The organism is Mariniflexile sp. AS56, assembly GCF_030552475.1.
Lineage (GTDB): Bacteria > Bacteroidota > Bacteroidia > Flavobacteriales > Flavobacteriaceae > Mariniflexile.
On sequence record NZ_JAUPED010000017.1, the window covers coordinates 41,891 to 58,472 of the forward strand.

10 protein-coding genes are annotated in these 16,582 nt (G+C 35.6%); all 10 read right to left on the reverse strand.

Annotated features, from left to right (window positions below):
- Nucleotides 1–317 precede the first annotated feature (317 nt).
- The 10 genes from Q5N74_RS18980 to Q5N74_RS16330 all read right to left on the reverse strand — a co-directional run bounded on the left by Q5N74_RS18980 (nt 318) and on the right by Q5N74_RS16330 (nt 16,565).
- Nucleotides 318–911 carry a T9SS type B sorting domain-containing protein gene (locus Q5N74_RS18980; protein ID WP_369686037.1) on the reverse strand — a complete coding sequence of 198 codons (594 nt, stop codon included), beginning with the start codon at nt 909–911 and terminating at the stop codon, nt 318–320.
- Between the two features lie 164 nt (nt 912–1,075).
- The gene (locus Q5N74_RS16290) at nt 1,076–3,043 is read right to left on the reverse strand and encodes a hypothetical protein (RefSeq protein ID WP_304390059.1); all 1,968 of its coding nucleotides are present in this window, start codon (nt 3,041–3,043) and stop codon (nt 1,076–1,078) included.
- 78 nt (nt 3,044–3,121) lie between these two features.
- Complete coding sequence (locus Q5N74_RS16295) at nt 3,122–5,128, reverse strand: GDSL-type esterase/lipase family protein (protein WP_304390060.1); 2,007 nt, start codon at nt 5,126–5,128, stop codon at nt 3,122–3,124.
- A 117-nt stretch (nt 5,129–5,245) separates the two neighbouring features.
- On the reverse strand, nt 5,246–8,350 hold the full coding sequence (locus tag Q5N74_RS16300; protein WP_304390061.1) for a carbohydrate-binding protein: 3,105 nt from the start codon (nt 8,348–8,350) through the stop codon (nt 5,246–5,248).
- 37 nt (nt 8,351–8,387) lie between these two features.
- Nucleotides 8,388–9,770 (reverse strand): FAD-dependent oxidoreductase, encoded by a 1,383-nt coding sequence (locus tag Q5N74_RS16305; protein WP_304390062.1) that lies wholly within the window; start codon nt 9,768–9,770, stop codon nt 8,388–8,390.
- Between the two features lie 33 nt (nt 9,771–9,803).
- Nucleotides 9,804–11,342, reverse strand: coding sequence for a hypothetical protein (locus tag Q5N74_RS16310; RefSeq protein ID WP_304390063.1), 1,539 nt, complete (start codon nt 11,340–11,342; stop codon nt 9,804–9,806).
- Between the two features lie 10 nt (nt 11,343–11,352).
- Nucleotides 11,353–12,732, reverse strand: coding sequence for a hypothetical protein (locus Q5N74_RS16315; RefSeq protein ID WP_304390064.1), 1,380 nt, complete (start codon nt 12,730–12,732; stop codon nt 11,353–11,355).
- Between the two features lie 62 nt (nt 12,733–12,794).
- Entirely contained in the window at nt 12,795–14,420 is a 1,626-nt protein-coding gene (locus Q5N74_RS16320; protein ID WP_304390065.1) for a fasciclin domain-containing protein, read from the reverse strand.
- Between the two features lie 51 nt (nt 14,421–14,471).
- Nucleotides 14,472–15,545, reverse strand: a complete 1,074-nt coding sequence (locus tag Q5N74_RS16325) for a glycoside hydrolase family 88 protein (protein WP_304390066.1) — start codon at nt 15,543–15,545, stop codon at nt 14,472–14,474.
- A 207-nt stretch (nt 15,546–15,752) separates the two neighbouring features.
- Nucleotides 15,753–16,565 (reverse strand): T9SS type A sorting domain-containing protein, encoded by an 813-nt coding sequence (locus tag Q5N74_RS16330; RefSeq protein WP_304390067.1) that lies wholly within the window; start codon nt 16,563–16,565, stop codon nt 15,753–15,755.
- Nucleotides 16,566–16,582: the final 17 nt, after the last annotated feature.

The following is a 16,582-nucleotide window of genomic DNA, read 5'->3' on the forward strand; positions in this document are numbered from 1 at the left end:
TTAAATAAATTTAAAGATTAGTATATTTCTATCTAAAAACTTGAAAAAGACATTATAATGGATATGTCTATCAATGTCCTGCAATGGATTTAAAACTGAAATTAAATAAGTCACTAATGGTTTACTACAATTAGTGACTTATTTGATCTAACTAACTTTTTAAGGTTTGAAACCCGTTCATTCTGTCGGCTAATCCTTTATCCGCAATAGCCTTTTATTTTTTTTTTAAAATTAACGATTGAAAATACTACCAAAAATTTGTACAAACTCTCTTAATTCAACCTATTCAATGTAGGTTACATTCTAATGTAGAAAAATCACCTTTTCAAAGTAAAATGCCTTGTAAATTTTTGATTTGGTATAATAATTACGTACCAATATTCATCAGATGGCAATTGAACATTATTGAATGTCCCATCCCAAGAAAACGATCCGTTTTGAGAAAATTTTATAAGTTTTCCGTAGCGATTAAAAAGAGAAACTTGTGATTGAGCATAAAACTCGATACCACTTAAGCTAAAAACATCATGGACCCCATCATTATTTGGTGTAAAATATTTTGGTATATAGAAATGTAAATAAGTTGTAGTTACTATTTCAGGACAATTTCGTTCTTTTATATAAATAGTATAACTCCCTCCTTTAATATTAAAAAAAGTGTTAGTAGATTGGTAAATATTTCCATCTAAAGAATATAAAAAATCACCAGTATTTGAAGTTGTAATAACAATATTGTTACCATCTGATATAATCGTATCAATACTCGGAATAGCTGCTTGCGTGACACTGAAATGTATTGTTTCAAAAAAACAAGCAGCACTAGTAATTTCTACTGAATAAACATTAGGAGTAGTAACGATAATAGAATCCGTTATTTCTCCTGTATTCCAAAGATACGACGGGTTTAACAGGCTTGTGTTTTAATTGCTCCCGCGTAAGAAGTTAATACACCTTTAATTGAAAGGACTGAAAGAAAAAATTTAGTGAATTTCATATATTTTTTTAGTATAAATTTCTAAACGATATTATACTTACTATTAAACCCAAAACTTCTTGAACTAATTGGCCACTTCATTTAAAAAACTGGAGTAAACCTTAACGTAATTGAACCTTGAGAAATTGGTTGAGTAAAATCTACTCCTATTCGGTATGCTGGCCCACCTTCTCTTAAACGCTCAACGGGAACGCGCTCGTCCGTAATCTTTAAAAATCCATCTTCACTAGATACTTCTGTCTTTAATGTATGGTTAGCTGTTTTTAAAATAACGGTATGAGCATCTACGATTTCATAATCTGATAAGGTCATAATGGCGATACCAAAATGTCCTGGTTCGGAAAGTGAAAACGCATCGGTGATACTAATAGATCCGTTTCCGGATTTATCATTTTCCATGATTCTCTCCAAATTGTTCAAAATAGGTATTTCATAAGCTGCCTTCATATCCATGACCACTTTATCACGACTTTCTGAAAACGCTGTAGCAGTTATTTTACCCTCAAACCTACGCCCCTTAGATTGCAACATATTATTTATTCTCGGAACAGGATGTCCCCATGAACTTCGGGCGGGATTATCGTCTGAAAATGCTCCAGCGGTATAAGACGGCGCACCAATATCGCCCGCCATAATATCTTTTCCCATAACAATAGTATAGGTACCAACATCCATATGGTTATGGTTTTCACTATTGTGTCCTGCTTTAATTGCAATAGACAACGGAATATCTTGATTACCACGAGACAATACCATTCCAAACTGATCAAAATAAGTGTGATCGGGAAGTTTATTCACCACTTGAACGCTTTCGCCTCCATCCTTCTCAGCAATCATATAATTCCACTCAATAAGTTGATAAAATGACGGATAGGTATCAGATGTTTTTAGATTTTTATTCACCCAAGGGAATCCTGCACCATATTTTCTAGCGACCATTCTTTTTGCAAACCCACCATCATAGGAAATTTTGGTCACCCCATCCGCGAATGGAGAAAACACACCTTCAGCAATTTGATATCTATACGGAAAATTTGCAACGTTCTCTAATTTCTCTGGATCGTCAAACGCAAACAAATTGATTGCCCCATTTGTAAAATCATAAATTATTTCCGATAAATACAAATAATGACCAAATCCATAGCCCCAATAACCAGCGCCTTCAGAACAATAGCCATCATCTCCAAAGCCACTAATATAGCTTTTCATACTATTAATTGCCGTTCCTACAGCTTGCAGGCGTTCATTATAATTCTGAGATGTACTAATCGTTACAAAAACAGCTCCGCTCGTACACACTGAATTCCAATTACTTGTTCCTGTATACCAATTAAGATGTGTTTGTGTTTCACCACTGGTAGATTGTAGGTAGGCATCAATTATTCGCTTTTGCAGCGCAACTTTAATGTTTTCCCTGATGTCTGCAGAAAGCTTATCTTGTAAAAGCACCTCTGCCAAGGCCAAATCTGAGCCAAATCGACGCGACCCTAAATCGATGGCCATACTGTTCCCTTCCAACACATCGTTAGATTCGTTATCGTGATTGGGATGTAACCAAGATTTCATACTCAAGATGGCTTCAAGATACACTTCTATTTGTGGCAAAAACAGTCCTTTATTTTCGATACATTCGGCAAGCATAAAATGCTCCAAACGTGTCATGGTTCGGTAATACCGAGGTTTGTAAATGTCACGATTGCCTTCTTTATTTGCCAACCGGTAAATAGAATCTGTAATAGGAACTTCAGGCGCAAAGTTAAGATCAGACCGTGCATCTGCCACATATAATTTTCCAGAATCAGTAGCAGCGATGCCTTCCCAATAATCGCGATCACTTATAGAAGGTGCCAGCTGAAAGTGTTCTTCTGGAACAACAACTCGCAACATATCTAATTGTTCACTTGTAGGACTTACATCATTGGAACTTGCCGCTGCCAAATACATATTAATATCTAACGTTTGCGGTTTGCTGTTTGCTTGTCCTTCCTTGCAACTTGATAAAAAAAGTGATACAATTAAAAGCAGTAATGTTGGTATAATTCGGTTCATATTTTATAGCTTTACATAAAAAAAATTATTTATTTTATTACTTATAAGTGCTCTTTTTAGCAATAAACAACTTCCTTTCTACTGCGTTATCAATTCATTGAGATATGCTGGGTAATTCTGTCCTTCTCTTCCACCACGGGTAATAGAATCTCCAAAACAAATAATATTTTGATTTGGTTTCAAAAGTCGATGTTCTTTTAAAAAGTAATGCACATTTTGAGCCATAAAACGATATCCTAATGCTGTTGGATGCACACCATCTTTCTTTCCGCTATTCTTTTCATTCCTAATCAACATGTCCTGGTTGTGAATTGGCAAATTCAGGGCTTTAAACTCCGCATTTAAATCGTAAAAATGTACGTTGTTTTCAGCAGCTAAGGTTTTAACAATGTTACCAATGGCATCTATTTTCATATTTGGTGTTTCTGAAAACAAAACTTTATCGTGTCGTGAAAATAAGTAAACACTATCTGCGGGAATGGGACTCATTAAAACCAACTCGCTTCCGCTAGATTTAATTTTTTTAATCAATGTTTCTAAGTTAGCTGTGTAGGTTTTGTAATCATTCAGTTTTCTAGTATTCAGCATATCATTAGTTCCTACCATCATAATAACTAAATCTGGTTTCTTTGCTATAACATCTTTATCTACGCGTTTTAATAAATCATTCGTCGAATTTCCGCCAATTCCAGCATTGATAATTTTTTGCTTTTGTCTTGAATTTGTTACGATGCAATTCACAGATAAATCGTTCAGCTTTACAGGCATTCCTGTGTAGTTGAATAGCTTAATATTTTCTGCTCCAGCATAGGAACCTTCAGCAGCATCTGGGTTTCGGTAACGGTGTACATCATCCCAAAACGATTCTCCAAATACAATCGGAGATTCAATGCTACGCTTCTTATTCTGATAATTACGAATGGTGATGTGATGTCCTGTGCCATTAATTTCTACCAAGCGTGATACGTTGTACTCACTCACAGTATCCACCAATTCTAAATCGACTTTACAGTTTTTCACATCATTCCCCACAAAGGTGATTAGTGGTCCATATAAAGCATCGCCTTTAGAATCCTCAATAACACCATCAGTTCCAATTGAAAATCCTTTTTCTTGACAACCAATAGCTGTTGATCCCGCAATTTTAGTTGGTGGTAAATTGGCACTTAAATCGAAACCTGAACGCATATTTTTCACAGTACAATTAATCACCGTAACGCCTTGTGTTCGTCTTCCGCTTAAACCTCCAGAAGGATATGCTCTAATACCGTCTTCCGACAATGATTTTATTTCATTAGGCAGAATTTTCCCTGGCGGATAATCACTTTTAAAATCAACATCAAAAGCCAATCCCGAAGTTTCTGCAAGCATCTCATTCGTTGGTCTCATTTTTCCTTCCACATAACAATCTCGCAAAAGCGTATTGACAGCACCTTGCATAAAAATACCATGTCCATACGCATGTGTAACCACTTTACATCCCAACAATTTTGTATTCGATCCCTCTACTAACAAAACAGAATGTTTATGTAAAGGCACTAAAGCGTTTCCTCCTTTGCCTAGCAAGTGACCGTAACCGTATGGCGTTGAACCATGAACAAATAAATCGGCGTTCTTAATGGTATTATCATCTCCCATAACGCGTAACATTTGTACGCGATTTGCAGGCACATGGCTACCAACATCTTTTCCTTTTAAACCTTCAATGTAATTGTTATTACCACTTACCAAAAACTCACTAAACTCACTTTTCGGATAGTTATCATGTAACTTCCCATCAATATTAAGAGTCACTCCGTTTAAAAAATATTGACTATTATTTCCTGAGAAATGAATTAAAGAACCGATACGAAAATCACCTTTCTTGCTATTCTTTTCACTGTATTTAAAAATACTTAGTTCACCTATTTTAATAGAATTTATAGCGTATTCACCCGGTTTCATTTTAACCAACACATGGCTCTTTTGAGCATATTTAGCTAACTTTTCTACTGAATTTATAAAAATAGTATCCCGTAAAGTGTTTGTGGCTTGCGCTGAAAACACAAGTATAATTAGCAGTAAAAGACTAACTGTTTTCTTCATTTTTTGGTGTTTTTTTTTAATTTTGGTCTATGTTAAATTATAATGTTTCTAATAAATTTCCAGTCTATCTCTGAGTATTATTGAAAGAAAAATGACTTCTATTTAAAAATCAAACAGTTATTTTTTTATTATTTTATTTGTAACAATCGATGTCTCGTTTTTAAGTTTTATAAAATAGATACCATTACTAAGGCTAAACATATCTAAAAAATAGTCACTGCTTGTTATTTCTTCTCGTCTTTCCAGTTTACCTAAAGTGCTATAAAGCTCTATAATACTCCCCACTTTATTATTAATGTGCAATTTGTCTATTACGGGATTGGGGTATAAGATAGTCTCATTTTCAAAACTATCAACTCCCAAACTTGAATCATACAATAATTTAAACCAATTAAAATTAACTAAAGACACACCTGTTTGACCTCTAAAAACCAAATACAAACGATGTGTACCAGTAATAGATTGAATTTCAGCACTACTACTTTGCCAACTTTGAGAGCCCCCAGTGCTTTCACTTACATCTACGGTTCCTATAAGTGTACCTGTAATGGGGTCGTCTAAACGTAATTCTACAAAAGTTTCCTTATAAGATGATTTTGCTATAGCGACTTCAAAAGCGTTCACATTATTTTCATCAAAATTGAAAGTTGCATAACCAAAATAATTACCATCTCTAACACCCGCTACGTAGAAACCACCTTCTGATGCTGCTTTCACTTCACCTCCCAAATTATCACAAAAATCTTCTGCGTTTATTTGTGTTTCTGGTGAAATGGTGGATACTTCGCAACAATTTTCAGCAATATAAGATGTTGGCGTTATTACAGATTGACTTCCATTATCTTGAACTTCAGAGCTTGATGACACTATGGCTTGAGTAGAATTAGCACCTATTTCCACTTTGTATCGCGTTTTATTTGTTAGTACCGTTTGACTTGCTGCAACATCTTGTTTGCCCGCATCTAAACGATATGCACCATTGTAACCTCCAATTAAAATTCTTCCAAAGCCATCATGTTCTTCACAACCAGATTCTTCTTTAATAGTTACGTCATTTCTTGTAGCAGCGATGTAGGCTATAATATCGTTTCCATAATATTCGGAAGGATCACGTCTGATAACCGATATATCCATAGTAACATCATTAATATTCGTATAATAGAAAAATGCTAATGGTGCATATAAAGCATCACCTTTGCAATTTTCAAACACATCATTATCACTAGGTATGAAACCCAATTCCTGAACGCCTAAAGCTGTTGTATTGGTAATAATATTATTACCTGGCGTAAAGTTGGTATGTACACCTCGCCTCATGTTTTTTATGGTACAGTTATTTACCGTAATTTTATTCGTGTTTTTTGTTCCGCCTGAAAAGTAATCTAAACCAGAAGCATAAGCTCTGATGCCATCTTCTGATAATGACGACATATACCCAGGAGATAATCTATCTCCAAAAGTTGTTAAAAAATCGATATCGTATGCAGGTCCAGAAGTTTCCGTAAGCATATCGTCTGTGGTTCTTAATTCACCTTCTATATAACAACCATCAAAAGTAGTATTGGTGGCGCCTTGCATAAACAACCCATGTCCAAAAGTTCGTGAGTAAAGCGTCATGTCTTTAATAGTGTTATTATTACCTCTCACTAAAAGCCCTGAATGTTTCGTGTGTCTAATTGTATAATCAGAGCCTATACCAAAATAACTTCCATAGCCATAAGGAAATGAGCCTCTTGTAGTGTATTTTATGGCATCAAACAGGTTATTGTGCCCATCTATAAAAACGGAAACTGCTGAACTAAGCATAGATTCGCTATAATTATCGTCTACGTTTTCAAATTCCAGACCATATATATGATTGTTTGAGCCAACTATATGGATATCTGTTAAACCTTGTGTGCCGCCATTGTTTCCTATAAAAGAATAATGGTAAGCTGAAAATTCTATTTTAACATTCGTTAAATCGTAAGTAGAATTTGAGCCTTCAAATAAAAGTAATGCATATTGCCCATATTTTCCTGGCACACATTTATAAACGTTATTTATAATATCTGCCTGCGTTACAGTATAAGTACCGGGAGCTAACTTAATGTTTACATTATCGTGAACCAAGTATTTTTTCAGGTCGTTGATACTGCTAACCGTTCCGTTATCGGTAGGGTTGGTTTTGGAACGAAACTCTAAATAATTTAGCAAGCCATCCCCGTCGGAATCAACGGTATCTAAATTTTCATATTCTGAAGGATTTGATAATCCTGAAAAATAGGTATCATACCAAGTATAAGGGACGCCGTTTGATGTAGCTGTTCCATTATTGGAAGCTGTTACTCGAAGCGTATCGTCTTTTCCATCACTATTAGTGTCTACAAACTCAAAACTCCAGCGCGATTGATCTACCGATGGAGCAAATGCTAAACCATTATCAGTTATTGTGCCGTCCCATTTCATAACATCCCAACTTCCACTAATATCAACACCAGCTTTAAAAGCAACATCTAAAAGAGCACCATTGGCAAAGGTGACATCACCATCGCTTCCTGCACCATCAACATATTTCACTTCTACTGGCGTTACACCCCATGTATCCATATAAAGGGTTAATTTACCTCCAGATGATTGATTCCAAAAACCATCTGATGTTCCGTTTGTACCTAAAGATATATAATGACTTTCTGAACCATCTACAATAAAATTACCGCCATTATAAACGTATACTCCTGTTCTAGTTTGAAACTCTCCTCCTGAAATTTTAAAAGTACCGCTTCCGCCTCCAAGATGAAAACTTCCTCTGGTAGCTTTAACCAAACCATTGTTCAAATTCCAAACACCTGTTCCAGACTGTCCTATTCTTATATCACTTGCTATTATGATGGCACCACTATTTTGATTAATTGTACCAACATCTGAACTATTATGACCTACCAAACAGTTACCCGATGCGTTGGTAGTTGAATACACAGCACCATTTTCAATATCCAACTCACCTGTACCGCTTACACCTACACGAAGACTTCTAGATGCCCCATTAATAATGGAACTTAAAATCGCTTTATTACTTCCTGATGAATTAATGGTGGCATTTTGTGTACTATTTGGAACTTCTCCAGTGTTCCAATTGCCAGGATTGGAGAAATCATTATCTCCAGCTGAATTTGTCCATGTTTGTCCTGTTGCCAATTGCATAAAACAAGAAGCAAAAAACAAGAATATAATTCTTTTCATTTTTAGTTAAGTTTAGTTAATCAATTATCTTATTTAGTTATCCCAAATAGGCGCCGTCTTCAATTAATTTAGCTTTTAAGTCGTTATAATCAACGGCATCGGGTACCGTATTATTTATGGCGGATAATCCGGCAAGAGTTCCCGCTCCTTGACCAATGGCCATGGCAATGGGTGTTACCCTTAAACCTGCACTGGCATAATGGTCTGCACCAATGGCTCTACCAGAAAGTATTAAGTTCTCCACTTCATTAACTAAAAGGGAATCGGTTGGAATGTAATAAGCACCATCATCTTTTAGGTGCACCGTATCGGTAGTGCCTCCATCCGGTGAATGGATATCCAATGGGTAACCACCAACGGCAATAGGGTTTTTAAATCGCACTTCGTTTACCAAATCCTCAGAAGTGAGCACGTATTTAGCATGTGGATGACGCGATTCGCGAACACCAATATGCGGTGCTGTACTTACAAAAGTGGCATTTTCAAAACCTGGTGCGTATTTTCTCAGGAAATTAAAAATTTCAACACATTGCTTACGTCCCATGGTTTCTGCTTTACTTAAATCGAACGGATTCATTGGGTTGAAACCAAGTACTCGTGAGGTATTGAAAATAAATTCACCTTCAGTATTAGTTTCAAAAAACAAGACATTATCTCTAGGAACCGTCACTTCGCCTTTGGCTTTGGCTTCTTTCCATAAATCGTAAAAGCCCCAAGTTGAAATACGTTTAGAACGTTTTAAAACTTCAGCCTTATCATCAGCTCGTTCATCGGCATCAAACTGATCCCAATTGTTAATCATGTATTCGCGAAGCTTTTCCGTATTCACATTACCTACTTTAATATTGGTAGTCATGGGTTGGGACTTATTATCTTCAGGACGCCCTTCGGTGAAAGGCACACCAGATAACTTAACTATTTCGCTATCTCCACTTGCATCGACAAACACCTTTGCTGGTATTTCTTGAATACCGCCGCGGTTATGGACAAATACTGATTTGATTTTATTGTCTTCTTTTGAAATGTCAATCAGTCGGGTATGGTACAAAATTTCAGCACCAGCTTCAAAAACCATATCTTCTAAAACTACTTTCAACATTTCAGCATCAAAGGGTGTAACTGTTGAACAATAGCCTGTTCCATCTAGAATATGCCCTGGACTCGCACCTCTTTCAATCAATCTATTCACCATTTCATTTGGAGAACCGAACACTAATTGTCTTCCAGCTTTATTATGAAAAGTCATCATAGGTCCTACTCCCATAGCTGTAAGCGTTCCTCCTAAAAACCCAAATTGCTCAATTAGTAGGGTTTTTGCTCCAGTTTTTGCTGCTGCAATGGCTGCATGACTACCGGAAACTCCACCTCCAACTACTATTACGTCATATCCTTCTATTAATGTTGTCTTAAATGTTTTCATTTATCTTTTTTCAATTTTTATTTTAAACTACTGTTACTTATTATTACTTAATTTTGAATGTATTAAAGCTACTATTATTACTACTAAAGCCCCTACTGGGAACCACCAAAAGAAACTGATGCCATCATAATGCATCCATGCAATAACTAAAATAGCTAAAAATGCCCCCATTAGTATACCTATAAACTCCCCTTTTCTCATCAATGCTAAAAATGCGATTCCTATTAAAACGCCGTAGGCATAACCAGGAACCTTAAATCCTAATGCCAATAAACCTCCATCTTGGAAAAAACTAAATCCGTAAGCCAATAGAGCCAAAACAACACCCCAAACCACGATGGCTATTTTTGATATTTTAACCACTTTGCTTTCATCCATTGTTTTTAACTTAGGTACTATCAATGTACCAACACCCATAACACTTGTCTGGGACAGGGCCGTTAATGCCGAATCTAATGTTGAAATTCCTGCTGCAAACATAGCGGCAATAATTAAACCGGAAACGCCATCTGGCAATTCGTTCACCACATAATATGGAAAAATTCTATCAGGCTCGGAAGCAATGGAACCACTTACTAAATCTGATAACGGGTTGATATCATAATAAGCCACCAAACCAATGCCAACAAAAGCCATAATCCAAGTAGTAGCAACACCTACTACCGAAAAAGCGACGGCTTTTCGTGCCTCTTTTAAGTTTTTACAGCATAATGCACGTTGTGTTACCACTTGATCTACAGCATTAGAACCAAATTCAAAAAATGTACAGCCTAAAATACCTACCCACAACGTGTAGGTTTTATGAGGGTCTAAAGATAAATCAAACAGCGCCAATTTTGCTTTTTCATCGGCTATGGACATCATTTCTCCAAAACCACCTGGAATATCTCCAATAGCATAAAACAAGGCAAATAATGCCCCTGCTATAAAAATAATAAACTGAATTGCATCTGTCCAGACCACCGTGGTAATACCACCAATGTACGACCAAACAATAGCGAACAATGCAATGATGCCAATACACACCATAGTACTTTGTCCCGTAATAACACTAAGCACCAAAGCAGTACCCAATAAGCGTACACCTTGACTCATGGTAGCACCAATCATAAAAAATGATCGGGATAATTGACTTGTTTTTATACCTAATCTATTTTGAATAAAATCGTATGGACTAAAAATGCCTTCTTCGTAATACTCCTTCAATAGAACGTAAACGAATAACACATTACCCAATGCAAAGCCAATAGTCATTTGTAAATAGGTCAAGTTCCCATCCATTGAAAAAATGAAGGCTGGTACAGCAATAAAAGTAGCGACACTGGTTTTAGTGGCTATTAAGGATAAAGAAACCGCCCACCATGGCAAATTGTTTCCGCCTTTAAAAAAAGCATCCAAACCTTTATCTTTGTTTTTCACCAATTCTCCAATGACTGTGGTTCCTAATAAAAAAACAATAAGAATAATCCAATTGACGGTTGAAAAATGACTGGATGCTATTTCGTTTGATTGTTGTGCGAACATTGCTAAGCCACAAAATAAGGCTATCATTACCATGAAAAATTTCTTCATTCTTTTGTTTTTATTGTTTTTCAAACACATTGTTTTTTCCTAAATCTTCTAATAATTCGCCGTTAGAAACCGCTTTGTTGTTTTCTGACAGTTCCTTAAAAACAATTGGCATGCCTGTTTGGTTATTTAAAGTTATATTGTTTGCCCCAGAAAATTTTTTTGGATCCGAATCAGGATTTCTATACCTATGTACATCGGACCAAAAGGATTCGCCAAATACGATAGGACTCACTTTGGTTCTGTTTTTATTATCATAATTTTTAATGGTTATAATATGTCCAGAACCATTTATTTCTGCCAAACGTGTCACAGGATAATCGCCTACGTTGGGCATCAATTCTAATTCTACTTGGCAATTTTTCACATTATTCCCAGGAAAACTTAACAACGGTCCATATTGCGCATCACCCCTAGAATTTTTCACAACCGCATTTGATGCAACTGAATACCCTTTTTCTTGACATCCAATCGTTGTACAATTTTCTATTTCTGTTTTACCTATATGTGCATTTAAATCGATTCCAGAGCGCATATTTTTGATGATGGTATTTATAACTGTAATGTTTTCTGTTTTTCTGCCAACAAGATACCCATATGGATAAGACCGAACACCATCTTCTGAAAGTGCTTTCATTTCATTAGGCAGTATTTTCCCCGGAGGGTAATCACTCGCAAAACCGGTTTCGAAAGCAGGTCCTGATGTTTCAGCCAACATCGCATCGGTTGAACGCATTTCACCTTCAACATAACAATCTTTAATAAAGGTATTAACAGCTCCTTGCATGACTATACCGTGACCAAACCCTCTAGTAATAACAGTACAGTCCAATAGTTTTGTATCTTTTCCTGATACTAAAAGGGATGAATGCTTTTGAGGCGTAACAATTGGGTTAGCTCCTTTACCAAGTAAATGCCCATAGCCGTATGGATACGAACCTTGAATGTGAAGTTTTACATTTCTAATAATATTACCATCACCCATAACATGCATCATAATGGCTCCGCGAATGGGATGTTCTACTCCAATATCCCTTACTTCCAGTCCTTCAACCGTATTGTCATTTCCACTCACAAAGACTTCAAAAATATGGTTTTTACCAAACGCTTTGTGCAATTTGGTATCTAGATGAATAATAACATCATTTAAAATATATTTACTGTTATTTCCTGAAAAATATAACAAAGCGGATACTGGATAATCTGTTTCTGGTTTGCCATAATTGTATTTTTTTAAAATGACATTATGGCTCAAATCTGTATTTGCGATATGATACTCGCCTGGTGCTAATTTAACGGTTACATTATCTTGACTTAAATATCTTGATAGTTCTTGTAATGAACTAACCTCAATTATTTCGTTACTTCCTTTGCACGAAACAAAGAAAGCCATGGTAATGATTATGCACGTTAGCCTTTTTTTAAACATTAAAAGTTTATTTTATAAAATTAATATTATTGAACAGGGACAAATTCAAAATAATCCAAACCAATAGCCCCTTGTTGAACGGTTGCTAACCTAAGCACATGGCTTTTTTGTTCTGAAAGCAGCAATTCCTTAGTTATAACAAACCTAATATAAGTTTGACTGTCATACGCTGAGACACCTTTACTATTTACAATCTCTTTCAACCCAGGTCTCCAGCCATTTGCTTCCATAATTGCTTCATCGGGATAACCAACATTGTTGGCTTTTTTCCTTGCATCCCACACACCACCTAAAGGTTCTCCGTCCCAATATATTTGATAAACACCTCTAGAAGGAGCGCCTCCATTGCCACATACTGTTACTTCATACTTACCTTTGGGCAATACAGGTGTATCAAATTCGTACCATTGACGACTTGACGCACTCAACGTAACGTAATCGTGAGCAGTATTATTAGAACTTCTTATAAACCTTAAATTGGCCTCGGGATACCATCTCATACCCGTATAGGCTGTACTTGGGTAATATTTATGTGATTGGACTAACCCTGATTGGTATTCGGGTTGCGATGTAACGGGATCGAAAATTACATATTTTGCTCTTGGAGTGAATATGGTAAATAATTTATTTACGGTATGGTATACCCCATTTTTGGCAGGGAAATTACTTTCATTAATTATCAATGAAGTCCAAGTATCATCCGCACCTGTCTCAGTTTCGTTTAATTTTAATTCTTTATCCGTTTTAAACGATTTCCATGCATTTCTTTCTAAAACGGTTTTTACAAACGCATCATCTGGAAAATTTCTAGAGTATAAAAAGCTAAGGGTAGCATGATACGCTACAAACCTATTGAGTTCATTTTCTTCATTTGTAAAATCCGTATTATTTGGAGAAAATCTATTTACCAAATCTTGAAAAGAATGGATACCTTCTTGAGCGTAAACTACATCCGATTCTGCTAAAATGGTAAAGTTATTTTTTGAACCAAACTCATTGTAAACAGCCGAAAACTTCTCATAGTAGCCCGTTTGCTTCAAGGCTTCCACAAAAATGGTGTGTTTTCCCGCTTTATCCATCGTTACTGGTACAGGGTCTATATAAGGATCCAAAACACCGTTTGTGGTGTGTATAACACCGTTGCTTACATCTATATCATATCGCTCTAACCCAACCTCACGGTTAATTTCCAAATTGGATATACCGCCACCTTTTAAAAAGGAGGTAGTAATAAAATCACCAGTATATGTTGTATCGGGAAGTCTTCCTTCTACAAAACTACTTGTTTTTCTAGTAGATGGTATGGTATTAAATTTTACCAGTATTTTTAAAAATTCAATATCTTCTGGATTGGTAATTTCACTTACCGATTCAACATTAAATTTTTCTTTGATATAAACCTTAACAGCTTCGTTTGTTGGTACGAAACAGGTATATTTTCCATAACTTTTAAAAGCATTATAGAATTCTGTTTTTTTTAGAATTTCAATGTATGACGAAAACGTTTCTGGATTTGATTCCAATGTTTGGATAATCGTCATATCCTTTGAAGTAAAAAAGGTGTCATTGTCAAGTTTGTCTTCGCATCCTAAAGTGACGACAACAATTAACACGAAGGCACTTAGCCAAGTAAATAATTTATTAGTTCTCATTATATATAGTTTTAATATTTAGTCTTTAGGTTTAGTAGTTTGGATTCTAAATTAGGCTTCCCATTTTTTAAGCCTCAATAAAGCCTCCAAATAATAATAATCTGCATAAATTATTGGTACATCTATTTCTGAATTTTTAGGGTGGTGTCCTGTTGAATGCAGTAATAATGCTTGGTTTTTTTCATTACTTAAATAAGCATCGGTTGATAACATATTTACAAACCGTTTAGCAGCACGGTAGTATTTATTTTTCAACTCCTTATCTTTTACCAAACCAGCTAATTCCAGCATGCCACATGCAGCTATTGCTGCAGCCGATGCATCTTTCGGTGAGTTTGGTATTCGAGGGTCATCAAAATCCCAATACGGGATGCCGTCTTCGGGTAAGCGTTCTAAATATTTATCGGCAAGATGGATGGCTGTATTTAAAAAATCTTCTCTTTTTGTTTCTCTGTATGCAAAAGAAAAGCCATAAATACCCCAAGTTTGCCCACGTGCCCACATAGAATTATCGGCATAACCTTGATGGGCTACCCCTTTTATAAACGCTCCTGTTTTATTATCAAAAGAACCTAAATGATAAGTGGTATAATCTGGTCGCACTAAGTTTTTCATAGTAACCTCTGCATGACTTTCTGCAATATCATATAAACGCTTTTCGCCACCATTTTTAGCTGCCCAAAAAAGCAATTCCAAATTCATCATATTGTCTATAATGGTATTATGAGGATATTGAGGCTTCATGGGCCATGAGTGAATAGAACCTACTATAGGGTTATAAAGCGTTGCCAAAGTATCGGCAGCTGCCAACAAAACCTGTTTGTATTCCGCATTACCGGTAAGTCTATAGGCATTACCAAAACTGCAATAAACCTGAAAACCTATATCATGGTCTAGTGCAGGTGTATAAGCGATCGTTTTAATTGGTAAAGTAAATTTTTCTGCCGCTTTTTTGATGGCTTCATCGCCCGAATGTTCATAGGCATACCATAAAACCCCTGGCCAAAAACCACTGCACCAATCTGTTACGCCAACACATTCCCATTCTTTTTCTCCTGAAGGTATATTTCTTGGAAAACTATCAAACGCTTTTATTTGTTTTAAAGTTTCCTTAGTTTTTATCACACTAAAATCCAGTATTTTATCGACACTTATGGTTGAATCTTCTTTTTTTATTGAAAAACACCCTGTGAACACTAGCGAAACAAATAATATATATATAGCTTTCCTAAAAAATTTCATAATGTATTTATAGTATTTTATAAATATTGCTCATGAATTATAAAAATCCATGAGCATATTTATTATAATCTTACCTGAATGATTTGTGGTTTAATTAAGTATAATCTTCTTAGTAAGCACTGATGTTTCTCCTGCTATTTTCACTACATAAACACCCTTACTGAAGAAAGGAATTGAAAGTTGAGTAGATTTAGCAACAGAACTATGTACTTCTTGACCTAAAAGACTAAACACTTGCACTTTTGCGTTTAATTCACATTTTACAATGTCAATTTTGTTATCTCCAGTGATGATTTTAGTTTGAGATTTATTTGCAATATCGTTTACACTCAATGGATGAGCAGCAGCATAATCTTTTATAGCTTGAACTGATGCAAATGTTTTAATCCAACCTACATTAACTGATGTTGTACCCGATGTATCACCTGTATTATCCAGACCAAATATGATTCGCTCTATTGCTCCATTGGTTAAAGCCGTAGTTGTAAAATGCGCACCACTCATATCAAAGAAATAGATGTGCTGTGAATTTAATGCTGAATCTACTTCACCACGAGTTGTCTTATTGTCATACCACGCTCCAGTACCATTTGTTTTTAAGTAAAACATAGTTCTAGCAAACGGCGTGTTTGATAGCTGAATTGCTAAATATGGGAAATTAGTTCCATCTAGATTAATAGCTGAACTCGGTGGGTTAAGTTCAAAGCCCGCTGTAGATGCTCCATAAGTAAAAGTTAAACTTCCTCCAGCAACACTAAATGCTCCACCTGAAAAGCTAGTAAAGCCTTCGGTATCTCCAGCGGTTTCAAATAAAAACTCAAAATCTCCAGATTGCGCTTTTACATTAGTTGTAATAAAAAACAATGCTATAAATAACATTGATACTTGTGTAATTTTTTTCATAATAAAATAGTTTAATG

Bases quoted from the DNA above. Each gene is read 5' to 3' on its own strand.
- Q5N74_RS16290 (WP_304390059.1), bottom strand. From the start codon at position 3,043: ATGAACCGAATTATACCAACATTACTGCTTTTAATTGTATCACTTTTT.
- Q5N74_RS16320 (WP_304390065.1), bottom strand. From the start codon at position 14,420: ATGAGAACTAATAAATTATTTACTTGGCTAAGTGCCTTCGTGTTAATT.
- Q5N74_RS16300 (WP_304390061.1), bottom strand. From the start codon at position 8,350: ATGAAAAGAATTATATTCTTGTTTTTTGCTTCTTGTTTTATGCAATTG.
- Q5N74_RS16310 (WP_304390063.1), bottom strand. From the start codon at position 11,342: ATGAAGAAATTTTTCATGGTAATGATAGCCTTATTTTGTGGCTTAGCA.
- Q5N74_RS16305 (WP_304390062.1), bottom strand. From the start codon at position 9,770: ATGAAAACATTTAAGACAACATTAATAGAAGGATATGACGTAATAGTA.
- Q5N74_RS16315 (WP_304390064.1), bottom strand. From the start codon at position 12,732: ATGGCTTTCTTTGTTTCGTGCAAAGGAAGTAACGAAATAATTGAGGTT.
- Q5N74_RS16295 (WP_304390060.1), bottom strand. From the start codon at position 5,128: ATGAAGAAAACAGTTAGTCTTTTACTGCTAATTATACTTGTGTTTTCA.
- Q5N74_RS16330 (WP_304390067.1), bottom strand. From the start codon at position 16,565: ATGAAAAAAATTACACAAGTATCAATGTTATTTATAGCATTGTTTTTT.